This is a genomic window from Mycolicibacterium flavescens (genome assembly GCF_001722335.1).
Classification (GTDB): Bacteria; Actinomycetota; Actinomycetes; order Mycobacteriales; family Mycobacteriaceae; genus Mycobacterium; species Mycobacterium flavescens.
This window is the reverse complement of sequence record NZ_MIHA01000009.1, coordinates 127,416-146,322: the sequence shown is the minus strand read 5'-3', so window position 1 is coordinate 146,322 and position 18,907 is coordinate 127,416. Positions and strand designations below refer to the sequence as shown.

Annotated in this window: 18 protein-coding genes; 1 reads left to right on the top strand and 17 read right to left on the bottom strand. The window is 68.8% G+C overall.

Annotation, left to right across the window (positions count from 1 at the left end; genetic code table 11):
* Positions 1-8: 8 nt before the first annotated feature.
* The 13 genes from glsA to BHQ18_RS14210 all read right to left on the bottom strand — a co-directional run bounded on the left by glsA (position 9) and on the right by BHQ18_RS14210 (position 14,378).
* Positions 9-926 carry a glutaminase A gene (glsA, locus tag BHQ18_RS14270; RefSeq protein ID WP_069414268.1) on the bottom strand — a complete coding sequence of 306 codons (918 nt, stop codon included), beginning with the start codon at positions 924-926 and terminating at the stop codon, positions 9-11.
* Between the two features lie 91 nt (positions 927-1,017).
* Positions 1,018-2,388 (bottom strand): glutamine synthetase family protein, encoded by a 1,371-nt coding sequence (locus tag BHQ18_RS14265; protein ID WP_069414267.1) that lies wholly within the window; start codon positions 2,386-2,388, stop codon positions 1,018-1,020.
* Positions 2,389-2,452: 64 nt separating this feature from the next.
* Positions 2,453-4,012: a purine-cytosine permease family protein gene (locus BHQ18_RS14260; protein WP_069414266.1), complete on the bottom strand. Its 1,560-nt coding sequence runs from the start codon at positions 4,010-4,012 to the stop codon at positions 2,453-2,455.
* Positions 4,013-4,147: 135 nt separating this feature from the next.
* Complete coding sequence (locus tag BHQ18_RS14255; protein WP_069414265.1) at positions 4,148-5,386, bottom strand: YlbE family protein; 1,239 nt, start codon at positions 5,384-5,386, stop codon at positions 4,148-4,150.
* Positions 5,387-5,569: 183 nt separating this feature from the next.
* A complete protein-coding gene (locus tag BHQ18_RS14250; protein WP_069414264.1) occupies positions 5,570-6,559 on the bottom strand; it encodes a LacI family DNA-binding transcriptional regulator in 990 nt (329 codons plus the stop codon).
* Positions 6,560-6,613: 54 nt separating this feature from the next.
* Positions 6,614-6,976: a hypothetical protein gene (locus BHQ18_RS14245; protein WP_069414263.1), complete on the bottom strand. Its 363-nt coding sequence runs from the start codon at positions 6,974-6,976 to the stop codon at positions 6,614-6,616.
* Between the two features lie 30 nt (positions 6,977-7,006).
* Positions 7,007-8,194, bottom strand: a complete 1,188-nt coding sequence (locus BHQ18_RS14240; protein WP_084294061.1) for a phosphotransferase — start codon at positions 8,192-8,194, stop codon at positions 7,007-7,009.
* A gap of 103 nt (positions 8,195-8,297) precedes the next feature.
* Positions 8,298-9,500: an acyl-CoA dehydrogenase family protein gene (locus tag BHQ18_RS14235; RefSeq protein ID WP_069414262.1), complete on the bottom strand. Its 1,203-nt coding sequence runs from the start codon at positions 9,498-9,500 to the stop codon at positions 8,298-8,300.
* Positions 9,493-10,686 (bottom strand): acyl-CoA dehydrogenase family protein, encoded by a 1,194-nt coding sequence (locus BHQ18_RS14230; protein ID WP_069414261.1) that lies wholly within the window; start codon positions 10,684-10,686, stop codon positions 9,493-9,495. The genes BHQ18_RS14235 and BHQ18_RS14230 overlap by 8 nt, the downstream gene beginning before the upstream one ends.
* Positions 10,687-10,704: 18 nt before the next feature.
* A complete protein-coding gene (locus BHQ18_RS14225) occupies positions 10,705-11,535 on the bottom strand; it encodes an LLM class F420-dependent oxidoreductase (RefSeq protein WP_069414260.1) in 831 nt (276 codons plus the stop codon).
* Positions 11,536-11,595: 60 nt separating this feature from the next.
* Positions 11,596-12,150: a COG4315 family predicted lipoprotein gene (locus BHQ18_RS14220; RefSeq protein WP_069414259.1), complete on the bottom strand. Its 555-nt coding sequence runs from the start codon at positions 12,148-12,150 to the stop codon at positions 11,596-11,598.
* A gap of 247 nt (positions 12,151-12,397) precedes the next feature.
* Entirely contained in the window at positions 12,398-13,393 is a 996-nt protein-coding gene (locus BHQ18_RS14215) for a glycoside hydrolase family 6 protein (protein ID WP_234794176.1), read from the bottom strand.
* A gap of 130 nt (positions 13,394-13,523) precedes the next feature.
* On the bottom strand, positions 13,524-14,378 hold the full coding sequence (locus tag BHQ18_RS14210; RefSeq protein WP_069414258.1) for an oxidoreductase: 855 nt from the start codon (positions 14,376-14,378) through the stop codon (positions 13,524-13,526).
* A gap of 17 nt (positions 14,379-14,395) precedes the next feature.
* On the opposite strand from BHQ18_RS14210, the gene BHQ18_RS14205 reads away from it, so the two are divergent.
* Positions 14,396-14,896 carry a MarR family winged helix-turn-helix transcriptional regulator gene (locus BHQ18_RS14205; protein WP_234794175.1) on the top strand — a complete coding sequence of 167 codons (501 nt, stop codon included), beginning with the start codon at positions 14,396-14,398 and terminating at the stop codon, positions 14,894-14,896.
* Here the strand turns inward: BHQ18_RS14205 and BHQ18_RS14200 are convergent.
* The 4 genes from BHQ18_RS14200 to BHQ18_RS14185 are packed head-to-tail and all read right to left on the bottom strand — an operon-like array spanning position 14,893 to position 18,821.
* Entirely contained in the window at positions 14,893-15,717 is an 825-nt protein-coding gene (locus BHQ18_RS14200; protein WP_069414367.1) for a glycosyltransferase family 2 protein, read from the bottom strand. The two genes, BHQ18_RS14205 and BHQ18_RS14200, sit on opposite strands and share 4 nt — an antisense overlap.
* Positions 15,714-16,601 carry a glycosyltransferase gene (locus tag BHQ18_RS14195; protein WP_069414256.1) on the bottom strand — a complete coding sequence of 296 codons (888 nt, stop codon included), beginning with the start codon at positions 16,599-16,601 and terminating at the stop codon, positions 15,714-15,716. The genes BHQ18_RS14200 and BHQ18_RS14195 overlap by 4 nt, the downstream gene beginning before the upstream one ends.
* Positions 16,540-17,775, bottom strand: a complete 1,236-nt coding sequence (locus tag BHQ18_RS14190; RefSeq protein ID WP_069414255.1) for a glycosyltransferase family 4 protein — start codon at positions 17,773-17,775, stop codon at positions 16,540-16,542. Before BHQ18_RS14190 ends, BHQ18_RS14195 begins: the two co-directional genes overlap by 62 nt.
* Positions 17,772-18,821 (bottom strand): glycosyltransferase family protein, encoded by a 1,050-nt coding sequence (locus BHQ18_RS14185; RefSeq protein ID WP_234794174.1) that lies wholly within the window; start codon positions 18,819-18,821, stop codon positions 17,772-17,774. The genes BHQ18_RS14190 and BHQ18_RS14185 overlap by 4 nt, the downstream gene beginning before the upstream one ends.
* Between the last annotated feature and the right edge of the window lie 86 nt (positions 18,822-18,907).

Below are 18,907 nucleotides of genomic sequence, written 5' to 3'. Positions count from 1 at the left end.
CGGCGTCGTCAGTCGAAGTCGAGGGTGCCCGACAGCTGCCGCAGCACCCGCAGGCCGCCGACGCTGTTTCCGGACCGGTCCAGCGCCGGCCCGTAGACGCCGATGCCCATGCGCTGGTAGACCACGCCGATCGTGGCGCCGGACACCCCGCACTTCGCGGGTATCCCGACGTCGCACGCATACTGGCCGGACGCCTCGTACATCCCGGCGAACAGCATCAGCCGCCGGACCAGGCGCAGATGGGCCGCGCGCAGCACCTGGCCTTCGACCACGACGTCGCGGGCCTGCGCCAGCACCCGGGCCGCGCGCGCCAGGTCGACGACATCGACCTCGATCGCGCACATCTGGCAGTACGCCCACAGCAGTTCCTCGACGTCGGTTGAGATCAGCCGGTGGCTGCGCAGGAAGTAGCCCAGCGCCCGGTTGCGGTCGGCCAGCGTGTGTTCCGAACGCGCGACACCGGTGTTGACGCCTATCGAGGTGTTGCCCGACAGGGCGCGGATGAAGTCGACGACGTTTCGGACCCGGCTGTCGGGGTCGGAGCCGGGCAGCATGTCGACGACCACGAGGGCACCGGCGTTGACGAACGGGTTGACGGGCACACCGGAGCCCCGGATGAACGTCTCCAGCGAGTTGTACGAGCCGATGCCCTGATCGCATCCGACGCGCTCGAACACGTAGTCCTCGCCGCGGTGGTGCAGCGCCAGCAGCAGCGTGAACACCTTCACCACGCTCTGCGCGGTGAACAGCGAGTGACATTGTCCCGCAGTGAGAATGCCGTCTGCGCCGTAGTCGATGGCGATCGCCAGGTCGTCGACGCGGGCGGCCTCGAATTCGGGTAGGTATCCCGACACCGCGCCGCCGTACAGCGCCGGCCGGATCTCGTCGACCAGCCCTTCGAGCCAGTTCTCTGCCGTCACCGTCATTGCCGTCATCTCCTTGGGGGTCCGGCCGGGCTCGGTGCCAGCGCGACGAGGGGTCCGCTGCTGACCGAACCCGACCGGACGTACCGGGGGGCTAGAAGTAGACCAGGTGATCTGTCCGCTCGGCGTCGCCGACGGGCAGGTGGTCCTTCTCCCACTCGTCACGCTTGGTCGCCGTGTAGTCCTTGATGAAGTCCTCGCTGAACACCTCATGGGTCAGCTCGTCTTCCTCGAAGGCTTCCACCGCTTCCAGCAGCGTGCGGGGCAGGCGCTCGATTTCGTCTCGCTCCGAGGCCAATTCGGTCATCTCCGGGCCGGGGTCGATCTCGTTGGCGATGCCGTCGAGGCCGGCGGCGAGCAGGAACGCACCCGCGAGGTACACGTTGGCCGACGCGTCGGGGTTGCGGACCTCGATGGCCGGACGGTTCTCGGGCAGCCGGATCATGCAGGAGCGGTTGTTCGGTCCGTACGCGATCTTGATCGGCGCCCAGGACACCGAGCCGTCGACGAGCCGCGGGGTCAACCGCTTGTAGGAGTTGACCAGCGGGTTGGTGATCGCGGTCAGGGCGCGGGCGTGCTTGAGCAGCCCGCCGACGAAGTACTTCGACTCCTTGGACCACTCGTCTTCACCGGCGACGCTGGACCCGCCGATGCGCAGCACACTTTCCTCCGGCTTGCCGTATTCGTAGAGACCGAGGTTGAAGTGGGCTCCCGAGCCCCACAGGTTGGCGAACGGCTTCGGCATGAAGCTGACGGCCAACCCGTGCCGCTTGGCGACCTGGTGCATCATCAGCCGGAACAGCGTGACGCGGTCGGCCATCTCGAGCAGATCCTTGTAGTAGAAGTCGATCTCGAACTGGTTGACTCCGCCTTCGGCGCCCAGCGCGAACGCCTTGAGCCCGATCTTCTCCATCGTGGCGACCGCGTCGTCGAGGAAATCCGCGACGTCGTAGGTGGTTTCCACGTCGTAGGCGGGGCTCGGCTCGATCGCCCCGGTCGCGGTCAGGTCACCGAAGCCGCCGGAGTGCAGGTTCTCGGGCCGGTAGACGTAGAACTCGGGTTCGATGCCCAGCGTGCACTGGTAACCCTGGTCCGCGGCGCGCTGGATCTGGCGCTTCAGGATGGACCGCGGGCACGACGGGAACGGCTCGCCGCGGTCGGACCACATGTCCGCAGCCATCCAGGCGAAGCGGGTGTCCCACGGCAGCACCGTGAGCGTGTCGAGGTCGGGGATCGCGGTGACCTCTTCTTCGACCGGGTTCATCACACCGATTCCGTTGATGCCGCGCGGCGTGTACCGGGCGAAGCCGGCCAGCAGTTCGGGCAGCAGCTCCACCGGATGGCTCTTGGCCCGCGACCTGCCGAGGATGTCCACCCACGAGGCCGTGACGTAGCGGACCCCGGTGTCGGCCAGGTCCTTGGCGATGTCGTTGTGGGCAGGGTCCAGTGACTTGAGCGTGTCCATGTTGTATTGCCTTTTCTTCGTTGATACGTCGTTGATTTCGGTATGGGAGTGGTGGAGGCGGGGGTCACCCCAGACGCCAACGCACCTTGCTCATGTCCATCTCCTGGATGGGCATGAAGTCGCCGTAGCGTTCCGGCGGGGCGCTCGCTATCCGGGCGCCGCGGGGCCCGAACACGTACGCCGGCTCGGGATTGAACTTCAGGAATGCCACGTACACGACCGCGGCGACCAGGGTGCTGACCACGAACCCGATGTCGGCGCCCTCGAACAGTTTGGTGCCCGGTCCCGCGTACCAGCCGGTGTTGATGAACAGCATCCCGATGCAGACCGCCGCCAGCCAGGCGATCACGGCGCGGTGGTTCAGGCCCACCGACGACCAGTACCGGCCGCCCATCTGGCCGCGGTTGTACACCTGCAGCGAGTCCGGGTCGTAGAACCCGCGGTTGTTGAAGTAGCCGATCAGGTTGATGACGCTCCACGGCGCGCCCAGCACGATCAGGATCGCCAGGTAGGAGCTCACGATCGCCGAGAGTTGTTGGTAGAACGCGCCGATGAACACCAGCACGGTCGAAACGATCGACAGGTACACCGTGGCCCGCACCCGGCTCAGGCCCGGGACGATCGACGAGAAGTCCAGGCCCATGTTGTAGATGTTGATCACGGCCTGCGCGGTGCCCGGGATGAACGCGAGGTACAGGGCGAAGAACAGGAACCAGAACGGCACGTTGTTGGCGAACTCGGTGGCATAGGCGTTGATCGGGTCCTTGAACGTCACCGCGGTGTAGGCGCCGAACATGAACGCGCCACCCATGCCGAAGAATCCGCCGATCCAGGCCGCGCCGACCGAGTCGCGGGGCCGGAACTTCTTGGTGGAGATGTGCCGGGTCCAGTCACCGACGTACGGACCGTAGGAGTTGATCGTGCCCGCACAGGCCAGCATGCCCAGGATCCAGGTCGGCCAGAAGCTGCCGAGCACGTAGTCGCCGCCGGCGTAGTTCGGGTCGAAGTTCGGAGCGGCCACGAAGCAGTAGAGGAGCATGATCGGGCCGGCGGTGGGCACCATCCACTTGGTGAACGACACCATGTTCGCGTGGCCCATCACCGCGATCACGGTCATGACGATCGCGACCAGGGTGTAGGCAACGATCAGCAACGCGATCGTGGTGGCCTGGTCTTCGATGCCGAAGATACGAACCACGCTGCGCGCCAGCACCTCTCCGGCCGCCCATATACACAGTGCGGCGAAGACGATGTCTGCGGTGATGCCCAGTGCCGAGCCGATCATTCGCCCCAGCGCGCCGAAGTGCGCGCCGCTGGCGACGGGGTTGTTGCTGCCGCTGCGCAGGCCGAGCAGCGACATCGGCGCCATCAGGGTCGCGCCGATCGCCGAGCCCACCACGATCGCGCTCGCCGACGCCCACCAGCCCAGGCCCAGCGAGACCGGCACCCAGCCGATCACGATGATCCCGAACGTCATGCTGCCGCCGAACAGAATCCACAGCAGGTTTCGCGGCCGCGAGTGCCGGTCTTCGTCGGGGATGTACTCGATCCCGTAACTCTCGACCTTGCCGACGGCGTCGACCTTTGTCGGCGCGGCCGCCGTGTCGTGCGCCAGTTGATCCATCTTGGGTTTCCTTCGCTTCACCGAATCTCGTGAGGGGGGTTAGAGGTTCACCGGCGGGACCGCTCGGTGTGCGCCACGAAGGTGACCCGCCGTCGTGACCGGAATGTGGTTGCGCATCAGGTGGTTCTCTCGGGCTCAGCTCGCGACCAGCGAGTCCCAGGCTTTCTGGAATGGTTCGACCGGTGCACGGGCGACGCCGCCGCCGATCTGTCTGCCCGAGCGCCCGGCGATGCCGATGTCGAGGTACGGCGTCACATCCGGGCGGGAGACGATCTTTTCGACGTCGAGGCCCAGCGGGGCACCGCGGTAGTTCAGCACCGGGATCAGGAACTCGGGGCTCTCGGCGACGGTGATGTCGTACATCGCAGTGGTGCGGGCGATCATCCGCGACACGTCGCGGCCGCTGGAGCGCAGCAGCGGCAGGCCGGCGGCCTGCGACAGCCCGCCGAGCCCGATGACCTCGGTGATGATGCTCTCCCCGCCCATGAACTCCATGTCGTCGGGGCCGAAGCCGTCCTCGATCCGGTAGTCCTCGAAGGTGGGCAGCGGGCCGGTGAACCAGGTGTCGCCGGTGCCGGAGGTCTGGATGCCGAACTGAGCGCATGAGAAGGCCATCGCGGTGACCACGCTCGAGCCTTCGAAGCCGCGCATCGCGTTGGCCATCACCTTGCTCGCGGCCATCGACAGGCGCAGGAAGAAGTAGTCGTCGCACAGCGACTCGAGGGCGGCGTCGATGTCGGGCCCCAGCTCCTTCGCGCCCACGAGCAGCCTCCTGAGGAACAGAAGGGTCGCGGCGGCGTTGCGACTGTGCAGCTCGTCTCCCATCGTGAGGGCGCGGGTCATGATCGGTTTGAGCCGCAGCGCCTCTGTCTGTGCTTTTACCAGACCGTCAATGGCGGGGGCCACGCGCAGTCGCAAATCCTCGAGGTTGCGCCGGGTCGCGTCGGTGTAGGTGCCGTAGTTGAGCCGGTCGGCGCTGTCGCCTTCGTACAGGGTGCAGTACGCGCGCTCACCGGTACGCGCATCGGTGACCACGGCGACCGGCATCGACGCGGTCGTCACCCCGGCCAGCGATCCGACGCAGCCGAACTCCTGACAGCCGCGCACCTGGATGGCCCCGCTCTCGAAAGCCGCGACCGCCGCGTCCGCGTCGGGGGCCAGTCCTTCGTACAGTGCTCCGCCGATGACCGCGGCGCGCTGACCGCCGGTGTACGACGCGAACGGCATCGTCGGTCCGGAGGTCAGGATCGTGGTCGACGGGAGCCCCATCGCGGACGCTGCGCTCTCGACCCCGGTCAGGACCGGGTCCGCGGCGAGCAGCGCGTCGACGGCGGCACGATTGGCGCGGGCTCGGGCGTCCGGACCGTTGGGCATGGGAACCTTCCTTCGCAAAAACGTTTTGGCACCGATACGAATGTGCCTGCGGGAGCTCGTTGTGTGATTCCGGAGGCTAGCTGTCTACGGTTGCCAAAGGGTTTTGGCAGTACGGGTGTGACCGTAGTCACGAGTTGACGTACGTGTCAAGCACATCACACGAAGACGCATGTCACGACGTGTTCAGACCGCGAGCGCGGCGGTCGACGCCCGGGCCACGAAACCGGTCGGGATCATCCGCGTGCCGACGACCGTGGAGCCCTTGTCCAACCGCTCGATCAGCAGTTCGGCCGCGGTCGAACCCGTCAGATACGGGAACAGGTTGGTCGCCGAGATCTGCGGCGAGGTGAGCGTGAGCGACCGGCTGTCCACGGCCGACGCGACGGCCAACTCGCCGGGGATGGCCAGGCCGGCGCGCGAGGCGGCGTCGAGCAGGGCGAGCGCCAGGTCGTCGGAACTGGCGTACACGGCGTCGACCTGCGCCTCGCGCAACTGCGCGACGACGTCGTCGGCGGTGTCCTTGTCGGCCGAGCCCATGGTGACCACGGTGTCGGCGACGCCGTGCTCGGCCACCCACGCCCGGTAGCCCGACAGCACATCGTCGACGTAGGACCGCCGCGAGTCGTCGGCGACCAGCGCGGGCCGCCGGTAGCCGAGGCCGGCGAAGTGCTCCAGCACGACGCGCGCCGCGCCCGCGTGGTCGTTGTCGACCGCGAGGACGTGGTGGGTGGTGCTCGGCGGAACCCCGACGGTGACCACCGGGGCCCCGGTGCTGAACACCGCTTCACCGCCCTGCGGGTCCACCACGATGGCGCCGTCGATCGAAAAGCTGTTCAGGATGGTGGCTTTGCCGCCGGACGGCGTGACCACCAGTGCGTAACCCGCGCGGTCGGAAGCCGCGGCCGCACCGTTGATGAGTTCGAGGAAGTACGCCGACAGCGGCAGCGCGGGACCGGGCTCGTCGCCGACGTCCGGCATCTGGATCGCGATGATGCGGCTGCGCCGGGTGACCAGCTGCTGGGCATGGGCGTTGGCCTGGTAGCCCAGTTGCGTGGCGGCCTCGAGGACCTTGACTCGGGTCTCTTCGGCGATGCGGCCGCGGTTGTTCAAGGCGTGCGAAACCGTCGTCGGTGACACACCCGCCGCCGCGGCCACGTCCTTGATGCTTGCCACCCGCCACCTCACGCCATCGCAACGCTCACGATAGCGAAGACGGCCGGGGCGGGCTCAGTCCTCGGACTCGAGCCAGATGCCGGCGGCGACGAACGCCACCGCGAGCAGCGTGCCCGGCAGCAGTCGGCGCGTCGGCACGGGACCGAGCGCGACGAGCGAACCGGCCACGTCGCCGATATCGGCCACCACCCCGGCGCGCGACCACGACTTGTCACCGTCCGGGGCCGCCAGCAGTCCCGCGCCCAGCGCCAGGTCGCGTGCCCCGATGCTGCGAAACAGCAGGCCGACGCCCGCGTTGTCGCCGTCGGGCCCGAGCCACGAGCGGGCCGCCACGCGCGGCACCGCGAACAGCGCGGCGCCCAGGCCGATACGGGTCCAGCCGATCACCCGGCGCGCTCGTTGACGATCTGTCTTCACCAGGATTCTCCTCTACGGGTCACTGACAATTCAGACGCTCCGGCGAAGCACCGGCATGACGTCGAGGTCGACAATCGCGGCGTTCGCGCGTTCGACACTTTTCTCCACGTTCTCCGGGGCCTGCAGGCCCGGCCACACCAGCGTGATCGCACACGAGTCCCAGGCGTCGAACGCGAACAGCCGCAGCGCATCCCACGCCTGCTGCGGGGTCGGCGCATCGGCGACGCCGTTGGCTGCGAGCGCGTCGAGATAGGTCTGCAGCAGTTCGTCGGTGTGCGCGCGGCGCACCTCGACGGGCACCGACGTCACGAGGAAGTAGGCGACGTCGCGGATGCCCGGCGCGCGGTAGAGCACCTGCCAGTCCAGCAGACCCACCCCATCGTCGTCGAGCCCGAACGTGTTTCCCAGGTGGGTGTCACCGTGGATCACGGTCTGCGGCCCCTTCTCCCAATTCGCGTGCAGCGCCCAGTCGTTGGCGTTGACGAACGCCGCCATCTCGCGCACTTCCGGCGGCAGCCGGTACTCGTCGGACTTCAGCAGCTTGGACCGCACTTGCCGGAACTGCCGGAGCAGCAACGGAAATCCCGGGCGGTCCCGTTCGGGGCGGACGAACCGCAGATCGCCGTGCAGTCGCGGCGACTCCCAGAACGCGGCGTGCAGTTCCCCCAGCGCGACCATCATCGCCCGCGCATAGCCGAAGTCGATGTCGTCGCACAGCGCCTTCGGGTCGCCGCCGCGGTCGGTGACGTCTTCGAGCACCAGCAGATGGCGGGCGCCCATGCCCGCATGGGCGGCGAAGCAGCGGGGGGCGATCCGGTCACTCAGCGCGGCGCGGGCGTGCCGGTAGAACAGCGCCTCGTTGCGGGCCAGCGCCAACGCGGCGACCATGGTCCGGTTCTTCGCGCTCGACGGCGTGCTCTTGATGAACACGTGCCGGGGCAGGTCGCCGTCGCGGTCCCAGGTCAGTTCGAGGCGGGCGCGGTCGGTCGTGCCGTTGGTACCGCCGACCGGGCGGGCGGACAGCACCGACGCCGGTGCGGCGACACCGCTGAGCGCACGGGTGAGAAAACCGGGGTCGACGTCGGACGCGGTCAGCGGGAAGTCGGCACGCACCCACCGCAGCGGTAGCACCGCGGCCGCCGCCTCGACGAGTGCCTGACCGGTCCGCGCCGCGCCGCCCAACCGGGAGCCGGCGGGCCGATCCGTGGTGACGTCCATTCGGCCCTCCCGCGCGTTCGACCATCTGTTTCACCTAGTGAACTAGGTGACGCCCGCCACCATACAGTGAAGTGCCCTTCACTAAAAGTGTCTGGGCGGTCGGTCAGGCCGGGCGGCCGTCGGCGACCCGCGGCACCCGGTCCGCATCGGCAGCGTCGAGCACCATCGCCGCGATGCGATCGCGGTGCTGCTCGGCGCTGCCCAGCAGCACGGCGTCGGTCGTGGCGCGCTTGTAGTACAGGTGCGCCTGGTGTTCCCACGTGAAACCGATGCCGCCGTGCACCTGGATCGTGTCGGTCGCCACGTGGGTGAGTGCCGCCGAGCACACCGCCTGCGCGATGCTCGTCGCCAGCGCCGGGTCGTCGGACCCGTCGGAGAGCGCCCAAATCGCGTGATACGCAGTCGATCTGGCGTGCTCCACGTCGACCAGCAGGTTCGCCAGCCGGTGCTTGACGGCCTGGAAGGAGCCGATCGGCCTGCCGAACTGCCACCGGGTCTTGGCGTAGTCGACGGACAGGTCGAGCAGATGCTGGGCGGCGCCGACCTGTTCGACAGCCAGCAGCGCCGCACCGACCTGCAGCGCGTGCTCGAGCACTCGCGGCGCCTCCTCCGCACCGGCCACCAGCCGTGCCGCCGCATCGGCGAACACGACGTCGGCCTGCGGGCGGGTGAGGTCGAGGGTGGCCAGCGGGCTGCGCTGCACCTGTGCGGCGTCGACGGCGTACAGGCCGACTCCCTGCGGCCCGCGCGCCGCGACCAGCAGGACGTCGGCGACTCCGCCGTCGACCACCTGAGTTGCCGTGCCCGACAACGTCTCCCCCGCGACCTCGACCGTCACCGCGTCGGGGTCGAACACACCGGCCCGGTCCGGCACCACGACCGCCGCGGTGCGGCGACCCTCCACGAGGTCGGCGAGAAGTTCGTCGCGCACCTCACCGGCGGGGGCGGCGACCAGCGCAGGGATCGCGAGGTACACGGTGCCGAACAGCGGTCCGCACGCCAGCCGCGCGCCGAGTTCCTCGACGGCCACCGCCTGGTCGACCAGCGTCCCGCCGGCGCCACCGTCGGCTTCGGGCACCGCCAACCCGAGCACACCCAACTCGGCGCCAAGCCGCGCCCACACCTTCGCGTCGAAAGGCGGGTCGGACTCCATCTGCGCGCGGACCTTCTCCTCGGAGAAGTGGTCGGCGCTGAATTTCCTTACGGCTGCCCGTAATTGGCCCTGCTCTTCGGTGAACTTGTACTCAGATGTGTCCGCAAGCTCCTCAGCCCCTTTGTCGGGCTGATCCGCAAGCTCCTCAGCCACGGGGCACCTCCTTCCACGCCATACCGGCATCGGCACGCAGATCGCCGGGCAACCCGAGGATGCGTTCGCCGAGGATGTTGCGCATCACCTCGGAGGTGCCGCCCTCGATGGTGTTGGCGCGGCTGCGCAGGAACCGCTGCTGGATGGGACCCTGCCAGTCGCCGTCGTCGCTGCGGGAGCCCGGGTCGTAGCCGTGGTACAGCAGGCCTTCGGGCCCGAGGAAGTCCATGCACCACTGGTAGATGTCCTGGTTGAGCTCCGCGCCCACCAGCTTGCCGACCGACCCCTCGGGGCCGGGTCCGCCGACGGTCGCGGCCGCGCGGGACCGCTCGGAGGTCAGCCGCTGCGCCTCCGAGCGCAGCCACAGCTGGGTCAGCCGGTCGCGCAGCACCGCGGTCCGGCGCTCGGGCCGCGACGCCCACAGCCCGGTGGCGTCGGCGATGGTGCCTGCTCCGCGGCGACTTCCGCTGCCGCCCAACGCGGTACGTTCGTTCATCAGTGTCGTCATCGCGACGTTCCAGCCGTTGCCGACGTCGCCGAGGCGGTGCTGGTCGGGGATGCGGGCGTCGGTGAAGTAGACCTCGTTGAACTCGGCCTGCCCGGTCATCTGCCGCAGCGGGCGGGTCTCGACCCCGTCGCCGTGCATGTCGATGACGAAGTAGGTCAGCCCTTTGTGCTTGGGCACGTCGGGGTCGGTGCGCGCCAACAGCAGCCCCCACCGGGCGCGGTGCGCGAGGCTGGTCCACACCTTCTGGCCGTTGATCACCCACTGGTCGCCGTCGCGGACGGCGGAGGTGGCCAGCCCTGCCAGGTCGGATCCGGCGCCGGGTTCGGAGAACAGCTGACACCACAGGTCTTCGGTGGTGGCCAGCGGCCGCAGCCACTGCCGTTTGACGTCCTCGGTCTGCGCGTGTTCGCGGATGGTCGGGGCCGCCATCCCGTAGCCCATCGGGTTCAGGCCGAGCGGGACCGGGCCGCCGGCGCCCTGCAGGATGCGGTCGGCGACCGCCTGCAGCCCGCGGGAGACGTTGAGGCCGCCGAGACCATCGGGGAAGTGCACCCACGACAGGCCCGCGTCGTAACAGGCACCGAGAAATTCGGGGATGGGCACCGTCTTGGGGTCGTGCCGGTCGACGACCTCGCGCGCCAGTTCGGCGACCCGTTCGGCGTCAGCAGCGTTGCTCATACGCCCACAGTAGAGGTGCTAGCCGCGGTACTCGGCGACCCTCTCGGCATACTCGTCGAGCTTGCGCAGTGATTCGTCGAGGGGTTTGGTCGGCAGCAACAGGTTGGCCTGCCGGTAGCCGAGCTTCTGCAACTCGTCCCAGTAGCCGGGGTCCACCGGAGTTCCGAAAGTGGTGAGCGGGACGTCGTGATCGGCGCCGGCGCGCATCGCCTCGATGCGCTTGGCCAGCCGCGGCACCGGCAGCGGGTTCGACATCCAGCCCGCCCGGTGCCGGATCACCCGCTTGACCGTCGCGTCGGAATCACCGCCGATGACGATCGGCGGGTGGGGCTTCTGAACCGGCTTGGGCCGCACATAGGAGGGATCGAAGTCGACGAATTGGCCGTGGTACTCGGCGGGTTCGTCGGTCCACAGCACTTTGATGGCCTCGATGCGTTCGTCGAGCAGCGCGCCGCGGGTCTTCGGGTCGGTGCCGTGGTGGCGCATCTCCTCGAGGTTCCAGCCGGCGCCGACGCCGAACACGAACCGGCCGCCCGAGAGCAGGTCGATGCTGGCCGCTTCCTTGGCGGTGATGATCGGGTCGCGCTGGATGAGCAGGGCGATCCCGGTGATCAGCTCGATGCGGGAGGTGACGACCGCTGCGGCGGCCAGGGTGACGAACGGGTCCAGCGTGCGGTAGTAGATGCTCGGGAGATCACCGCCCATGGGGTAGGCCGACTCCCGGCTGGCGGGGATGTGGGTGTGTTCGGCGATGGCCAGCGCGGAGAATCCACGCTCCTCGATCGCCTTCGCCAACGAGACGGTGTCGATGGTGTCGTCGTTGACGAACGTCGATATGCCGAATTCCATGCCCAAACCTAACTGTGGTTGCCCTCGGCCGGACAACACCGGTGGGTCCGGCGCTATTCCTCAGTTCAGCGGTTCGCCGGCCTTGGTCAGGACGCGCCACTCCCCGCCGAACATGTCGAGACCCTGTCCTTTGGCGTCGATGTCGAGCTTGTCACCCGCGTACCGGTACAGCGGCATCCCCCGGTAGGTCACCTGGTCTCTGCCCTCGCGCCGCGGGGTGGTCTTCGCCGACGCCACGTCGATGCCGATACCCCCGGCCGGGTCGCTGTCGGACAGCAGCGGCAGCCAGGTGTCGGCGCACTCGCCGTAACAGGTCGGCTCGTTCGGCGCGTCCTTCGAGAACGTGTAAAGGGTGCGGCCGCTGCTGTCGACGATGATCTCGCCGAGGTCGCCGCGGTCCTCGACCGCCAGCGAGACGTCCCCGATCGGTGGGGTCCGTTCGTTCGACGGCGGCGGGTTGGAGGCGGCGGTCAGCGGTTCGGTGCGGGGGTTTGTCACCGGGGCGCGGGTGCTCGTGGTCGCGGCGCTGTTGGCGTCCTGGTTCTCCAGCGCTGCGCATCCGGGCAGCGTCAGGACGCCGAGCGCGAGAACTCCCGCGGTTGTCGCTCTGATCATGACTCGTTCATTTCCAGCGACGCCGACGCTCAAACGAACGCCTGCTTGAAACCGCGGTGAGCTGGGTACGAACCGGGGGCACCGTTACAGATCCGCCCGCGATTGTCGCGCGCGAACCACGTGAGGAGACCCGATGTCACCGGAGAACCGCCCGAGTGAGACCGAAGAGATCCTGACCACCCCGGCCACGCCCGGCGCCGAAGCCCTGCCGACCGAAGCCGACGAGGACGAGCAGATCGATTGACTGTCAGTAGCCGGCGTTGCGCGCCAGGTCGATGACGTACTGGTTGATGAACTCCCCGGCCGGCGGGTCGCCCTTGTTGCAGGTGCCGTCGGACTCGCCGGGGCGTTTGACCCACAGGTAGGCGTCGGCGTGCGGGCCCGCGGTCACCGCGGTGGGCGCTACGCCCAACGCCCGCCCGCTCGGGTTGCACCAGTACATCTCACCTTCGGCCGGCCCGGCACCGTTGCGCGACGTGTCGATGACGTAGTGCTTGCCGCCGGTGAGACCGGAAATGGCTTCGCCGTAAGCGATTTCGTCCTCGGTGGTGAAGAAGTTCGCGACGTTGAGGCTGAACCCGCGGGCCCGGTCGACACCGGCCTGCTTGAGCCGTGCCGACATCTCCTCGGCGCTGTGCCAGCGCAGGTGACCGGCGTCGACGTAGACGGCGGTGGCCGGGTTGCGGCCCAGCGAGTCGACCGCGTAGCTGATCAGGTCGAAACGTTCCTGACGCTGATCACCCGAGAGGCAGTCGGCCATCGCCAGCGCGTCGGGTTCGAGGATCACCGCCGCGGGTGCCGGGCCGATGTCGGCGGCGATGCCGTCGATCCACTGGCGGTACGCCGCGCCGGAACTGTGCCCACCGGCGGCGAAGCTTCCGCAGTCGCGGTGCGGGATCCCGTAGATCGCGAACACCGGCGTGGCACCGGCGGCCTGCGCGTCGCCGGCGTACTTCGCCACCGTCGAAGCCGACGACCCCGGCACCAGCCAGTAGGCCTGCGGGGTGTTGGCGACGGCGGTCAGCGCGGGGATCGGCGGGTCCGCGGCCTGCGCCGCGCGCATCGCCTTCGACGACGGGTTGACGTAGAACGGCTTGCCCGCAAACGGGTTGGCCTCAGTCGTCAGGCGCACCGCCGGATCGGCCGGCGTCGGATCGAGGGCCAGGCCCGGCGCCGCGACGGCGGCCACGGCGATAACGGGGGCAATCCACCGCGCGAGCACGCGTGCAGCTGAGGACATCACCTGACGGAAACTAACGGGTCGCGGTATCCAGCGCCAATCCGGGTTCACGACCGTTACCGCGCCGACTGTGAAGTGGTTGCGAGTTTTCGGCCGGATTTTCGCCACAGATTCACAGTCGGCGCACGGCCGGTCAGATCTCGAGGTCCGCGGGCAGCTCGATGTCGGCGACGGCCATGTTCTCCTCGAGGTGGGCCACCGAAGACGTGCCCGGGATCAGCAGCACGTTGGGCGCGACGTTGAGTGTCCATGCCAGCGCGATCTGGGCCGGGGTGCGGCCGAGCTCGGTCGCCGCCTTCTTGATCGCCGGATGCCCGAGCACCGGGTTGTCCGGGAAGAACGCCGACCCCAGCGGAAAGAACGGCACGAACGCGATGCCGCGCTCGGTGCACAGGTCGAGCACGGGCTGCGACCTGCGCTCGGCGAGGTTGTAGGCGTTCTGCACGCAGACGATCTCGGTGTGCTCCAGCGCGACCTCAAGGTGCTGGCGGGTGATGTTGCTCAGACCGATCCCGGCGATCAGGCCCTCGTCGCGGGCGGCGATCATCGCGTCGAGTTGGCGCCCGAACAGGCCTGGCTCGTAGGCGTCGCCGCCGTCGTCGGGGCCGAAGATCCGCAGGTTCACCGCGGCCAGCCGGTCGACGCCGAGTGTGCGCAGGTTGGTCTCGATGTCGCGGCGCAGGTCGTCGGGATCCTGGGCCGGCAGCCAGTTCGCGTGTTCGTCGCGCCGGCCGCCGACCTTGCTGACCAGCTTGAGATTCTCGGGATAGGGGTGCAGCGCCTCCCTGATCAGTTCGTTGGCGACGTCGGGCCCGTAGATCTGGGCGGTGTCGATGTGGTCGACGCCGAGTTCGACGGCGCGCCGCAGCACGGCGATGGCCTGGTCGTGATCGCGGGGCGGGCCGAACACTCCGGGCCCGGGCAGCTGCATCGCACCGAAGCCGATGCGCCGAACGGTGAACGGTCCGAGTGGGAATGTAGACGACATCGAGAACCTTTCATTAGATGTCTAACTATCGTGCGTCGAAATATACGGCGGCTGATAATCTGGGTCAACCGATCGGAGGAGATTTCGCCGTGGACGAAAAGCGGGCTGCCGTGGAACTTGCCGACGCCTTCGGCCGGGCCGCCAAGTCGATCGTGCGAGCCTTCGACGAGCGTCTCGGCGGGCGGGAAGTCTCGACCCCGCGCGCGAAGCTGCTCTCCGAGATCGAGCGCATGCAGCCGGTCCGCTCAGCCGACGTCGCGCGCGCTGTCGGTATCACCCAGGCCACCGCGTCCACCCTGGTCGATGCGCTGGTGCGCGACGGGCTCGTGCTCCGCGAGCAGGACGAAATTGACCGTCGCGCAGTGCGGTTGACGACCACCAAGGATGGCGGCAAGCAGGCCAGGAGCTGGCGGGCGCAGTACAGCGCCGCCGCACAGGAGATGTTCGCAGGGCTCAGCGCCGCCGAGAAGAGCCGGCTGACCGACCTTCTGAACAAGGTCGGCGACGCGTTGGCCTAACCGGTGAGCCGCGGGGTGCCGTCGGCGTCGCGGGTGATCACGCCGCGCTCTGCGAACTCCGTCAGCCATCCTTCCATCGGCCATATTCCCCAGCGGCGATGGAAGATTCGTGCGTTGCGCACGATGTCACTGCGATGGCGGACGGGGGGATTCTCGACCGGGTGGTACTGGTGGTAGGCGTGCGCGCCGCCCACCCAGCGCATCGGCACGCCCAGCGCCGCCGCCGTCTGCCCGAAGTCGGTGTCTTCTCCCCCGTAACCGACATACTCCTCGCAGAAGCCGCCGATGCGCTCCCAGGTCGCGCGTCGAACCGCGAAGGACAGCGACCAGAACAACGCGTAGTCGGTGGTGGACAGGACCGTGCCGTCCGCGGGCGCGGGACGGGCCGGATGCGGACGCGTCTGCCGGTCGAGGGTGGTGACGTTGTATCCACCGGGTCCCGCCGGCGGCAGGTAGGTGACGGGCCCGCACAGCAGCGCGTCGCGGTGCTCGGAAAGCTCTGCCACCCGGCGGTAACGGGCGATCATGCCCGCGGCGGGTATGCAGTCGACGTCGAGAAACACCAGCAGTTCCGCATCGGCGGCCAGCGCGCAGCGTGCACCGGCGTTGCGCGCCTTGGCCAACGGCAGCGGGGATGTCGCCGCCAGCTCGACGACCTCCACCCGGTGTCCGTCCCGACGCGCCTCCCGCCCGACCCCGGGGTCACCCAGGGCCACCACGACATGGTGGTCCCAGTCAGAGTCGGCGTAGCGTAATCCGCGAATCTGGTTGCGCAGGTGCACATGTCGTCCGTGCACCGTGGTGATCACCGCGGTCTTCATGCGCTGCGCACCAGGCGGTTGCGGCATCGCGCCGCTGTCGATTCGATCGCCGCAGCCGCCCTGGCCGCGGCGCCGTCAACCCGCCAGCGCCTCCACCGGTTCGGATCGATCGACCGGGCGCGCTGCAGCAGCGCCGGCCAACCCTCGACCGACGGCCACCGAGCCGAAACCGCCGCCAGCCCATGCCGATCGAGAACCGTTGCGGTGGCGAGCTGTTCGTCGAACGGTCTGGGTTGCGGCAGGATCACCGCGGGTCGGCGCGCGGCGGCGATATCGGCGATGCTGTTCTGACCGGCGTGACTGATCACGAGGTCGGCGTCGCACAGATACGGCCAGGGATCGTCGGTCCAGACGCCTGACGAGCCGCCGAGGACGGTCAGATCGCCCCAGTCCGTCCCGAAAGGTCCGGCCGCGCCACCCAGCACCAGGGGCCGCGCGCCACCGGAGGGGGCTTTCGGTGTGCGGTGTTCGAAACGGCTGATGCCCCCGACGTAACTGACCTTGCTCCCATGGGGTTTGAGCCAGGATGGGGTGTTCAACTCGGCGGGCCAGGCAGCCAGAATGTGGTCGGCCAGCTGGTGGACGAACCGATGCGCGGCGTCGGTCCGTTCACCGGGCAGCGCCACCACGACGGTGGGAACCCCCAGCAACCGCACCAAGACCGCAACCTCCACCGACACATCGACCACGACAGCCTCGGGTTGGGCGTCGGCCACCCACGCCGCGATGCGCTGCATCCGCCGGCTGTAGCCGCGGTCGAGATGCGGCGCCCAGTGCAGCGCCCCGTTGGCGGTCGGCTCGTGGACCTCCTCAGCCTCGTCGTCACGCGGTAGCGTGACGACCGCCGAGAACGGATGCTGAGGTGGCACAACCGCTGAGGTCATGGCTGTCACCGGCCTGCGCAAGTGCGAGGTGATGCTGACCGCCCGTGCGAGGTGGCCGTAGCCGTGGTGGTGGATGTAGTAACCGATCATCGGGTTCGCCTTCGGCTGAGATCATCTGTCGGTACAGGGCCAGGTACGCGTGCAGCATCGCCGTCGCCGAGCAGTGCGCGACGGCGTGCTCATGGACCCGGCGCCGGGACAGGCGGGCGGCGGCGGGGATGGCTGCGGCGAGCGCCTGCACGTCTCCGGGCGGCACCAGACACCCGGACTCGGGCGTGACGAGTTCCGGGATTCCACCGCGGCCGAACGCGACCACCGGTGTGCCGCAGGACATCGCCTCGGCGACCACCAGTCCGTAAGGTTCGTCCCACTCCGGGGTCACCAGCGCCACCGCGGACCTGCCGACGAGGTCGGCCAACCGCTGCTGGGTCAGGTGACCGACGTAGCGGACGTCGTCGCCGAGCAGGGGCTGGATCTGCGTCGCGAAGTACGCGGCATCGGAGATGGGGCCGGCCAGCTTGATCGCGCGACCGGCCAGGCGCGCGGCCGCGACCGCCAGATGCGGTGCCTTCTCCGGTGTGATCCGGCCGAACCACACCGCGCTTTCGCCGCCGTCGCCCAGAGGCCAACGCCGAGCGTCGATTCCGTTTGGGACCACCGTGAACGAGTCGTGGACCGGAGCCCACGCCGCCCGGGTGTGCTCGGAGACCGCGGCGAACCGGGTCCCGCGGCCGCCGGTGGCTTTGACGGCCGACTCCAGCCACGGCGTCGGCGGGGTGTGCACGGTGGTGAGCATCGGTGTGGACAGCGTTGGCGCCATCGCCACCGGCAGGTAATGCAGGCTGTGATTGTGGATCACGTCGAAGCTGTCGCGGTGCGACCCGGCCAGCTGCACCATCAGCGACAGGTACGCATGGTGATCGTCCATGAAGCCCTGCGCGGGCATCGATACGTCGGCGCGGGCGGCTGCTGAGAGTTCGAGTTCGCACACCTTCAGTGAGCTGCATCCCAGCGACACGTCCGAACCGGGGGCCGCGAACAGCGCGACGTCGTGCCCGTGCTCGGCCAGCGCGGTGGCCAGATGCCAGACGTGTGCTTCCAGTCCGCCGGCGAACGGCTGCCGGATGGGGAATCGGCACGACGCGATCAACGCGATTCGCAGTGGTCGCGTCATCGCAGCACCGATTCGTACACCGCGCGGTGAGCCTCGGCCAGGCTGGTCCGTTCGGCCAGCCGACCCGACCACGTGCTGCGGGGTGCAGGCTGACCGCTCCGCCACCGCGCGTACGCGGCCGACACCGCTGCGCGTAGCGTGCCGCTGTCGAACTCGTGCTCGTCGAACGTGAACACTCCGCATTCCCGTTGCTCGGCATAGAAGCCGCAGCTCGGGGCTATCACCGCGGTGCCCAGATCGAAGCACGCCTCGAGCCACCCGGAGTGTGTGCCGAACCGGTAGGGCAGTACCGACACCGACAGTCCGGCCAGGTAGTCCCACAGCTCGTCCTCGGTGAAGTAGGGGTGCACACAGACGTCGACGTGCTCGTGCCGATTGAATTCCGACAGTGCCGCACCCACATCCGGCGAGTACCAGTAGTTGTCCGGGTCGAAGACCTCATCGTGAATATTGATGCGCAGCAACGTGTTCGGCAGGTCGGCGAGGATCTCGGTGAGCGCCGCCACCACCGGGACGGTGTCCATGTTCGCGCGCAGACTCTTGGCGTGCACCCCTACGACGAAGCGGTCCGCAGCGCGGCGGGGCCGCTCGATGTGCGACTTGTCCAGGACGTGCGGGTGGGCCAGCACCTGGGTCCGCCGGTCCCAGCGCCGGTTGATCTCGCGGGCGGCGCCGGGGGTGAGCGTGATCAGAGCGTCCGCCGCGGCGACGAGCACGTCCTGCTGCACCGTGTGCTGGTCGGGTTCGTGGTGGTGCGGGTTGCGCAGGTCGTGCACGGTGTACACCAGCGGCTTGTCGAAGGCCTTGAGCCCTTGCACCACCGCGGTCAGCACATCGGCGCCGACGGCGTCGAATCCGAAATGGACGTGGAAGACGTCGAACCGGTGGTGGTTGGCGGTGACCCACCCGGGCTCGAGCATCAGCGGTGGCCACCACCCGCCCGGTACGGTCCTGCCGTCGGCAGGTACCGGGTCGGCCAGGCGGACCACGTCGTCGCGCCCCTGCGGATCGCCGAGGTGCCGCACGTAAACGTGCGAAGCGGGCACAGAAGCAATGCGGAGCAACGGGGTCTCCTTGTGAACGTCGGACTGCCGGTCGAGCGCGCCGATCAGCATCGGGGTGGCCGGTCACC

What these genes read in the sequence shown, in the direction of transcription:
- glsA (WP_069414268.1), bottom strand. Translation starts at nt 926, where the DNA reads ATGACGGTGACGGCAGAGAACTGGCTCGAAGGGCTGGTCGACGAGATC.
- BHQ18_RS14265 (WP_069414267.1), bottom strand. Translation starts at nt 2,388, where the DNA reads ATGGACACGCTCAAGTCACTGGACCCTGCCCACAACGACATCGCCAAG.
- BHQ18_RS14260 (WP_069414266.1), bottom strand. Translation starts at nt 4,012, where the DNA reads ATGGATCAACTGGCGCACGACACGGCGGCCGCGCCGACAAAGGTCGAC.
- BHQ18_RS14255 (WP_069414265.1), bottom strand. Translation starts at nt 5,386, where the DNA reads ATGCCCAACGGTCCGGACGCCCGAGCCCGCGCCAATCGTGCCGCCGTC.
- BHQ18_RS14240 (WP_084294061.1), bottom strand. Translation starts at nt 8,194, where the DNA reads ATGGACGTCACCACGGATCGGCCCGCCGGCTCCCGGTTGGGCGGCGCG.
- BHQ18_RS14230 (WP_069414261.1), bottom strand. Translation starts at nt 10,686, where the DNA reads ATGAGCAACGCTGCTGACGCCGAACGGGTCGCCGAACTGGCGCGCGAG.
- BHQ18_RS14225 (WP_069414260.1), bottom strand. Translation starts at nt 11,535, where the DNA reads ATGGAATTCGGCATATCGACGTTCGTCAACGACGACACCATCGACACC.
- BHQ18_RS14220 (WP_069414259.1), bottom strand. Translation starts at nt 12,150, where the DNA reads ATGATCAGAGCGACAACCGCGGGAGTTCTCGCGCTCGGCGTCCTGACG.
- BHQ18_RS14210 (WP_069414258.1), bottom strand. Translation starts at nt 14,378, where the DNA reads ATGTCGTCTACATTCCCACTCGGACCGTTCACCGTTCGGCGCATCGGC.
- BHQ18_RS14205 (WP_234794175.1), top strand. Translation starts at nt 14,396, where the DNA reads ATGTCTAACTATCGTGCGTCGAAATATACGGCGGCTGATAATCTGGGT.
- BHQ18_RS14200 (WP_069414367.1), bottom strand. Translation starts at nt 15,717, where the DNA reads ATGAAGACCGCGGTGATCACCACGGTGCACGGACGACATGTGCACCTG.
- BHQ18_RS14195 (WP_069414256.1), bottom strand. Translation starts at nt 16,601, where the DNA reads ATGACCTCAGCGGTTGTGCCACCTCAGCATCCGTTCTCGGCGGTCGTC.
- BHQ18_RS14190 (WP_069414255.1), bottom strand. Translation starts at nt 17,775, where the DNA reads ATGACGCGACCACTGCGAATCGCGTTGATCGCGTCGTGCCGATTCCCC.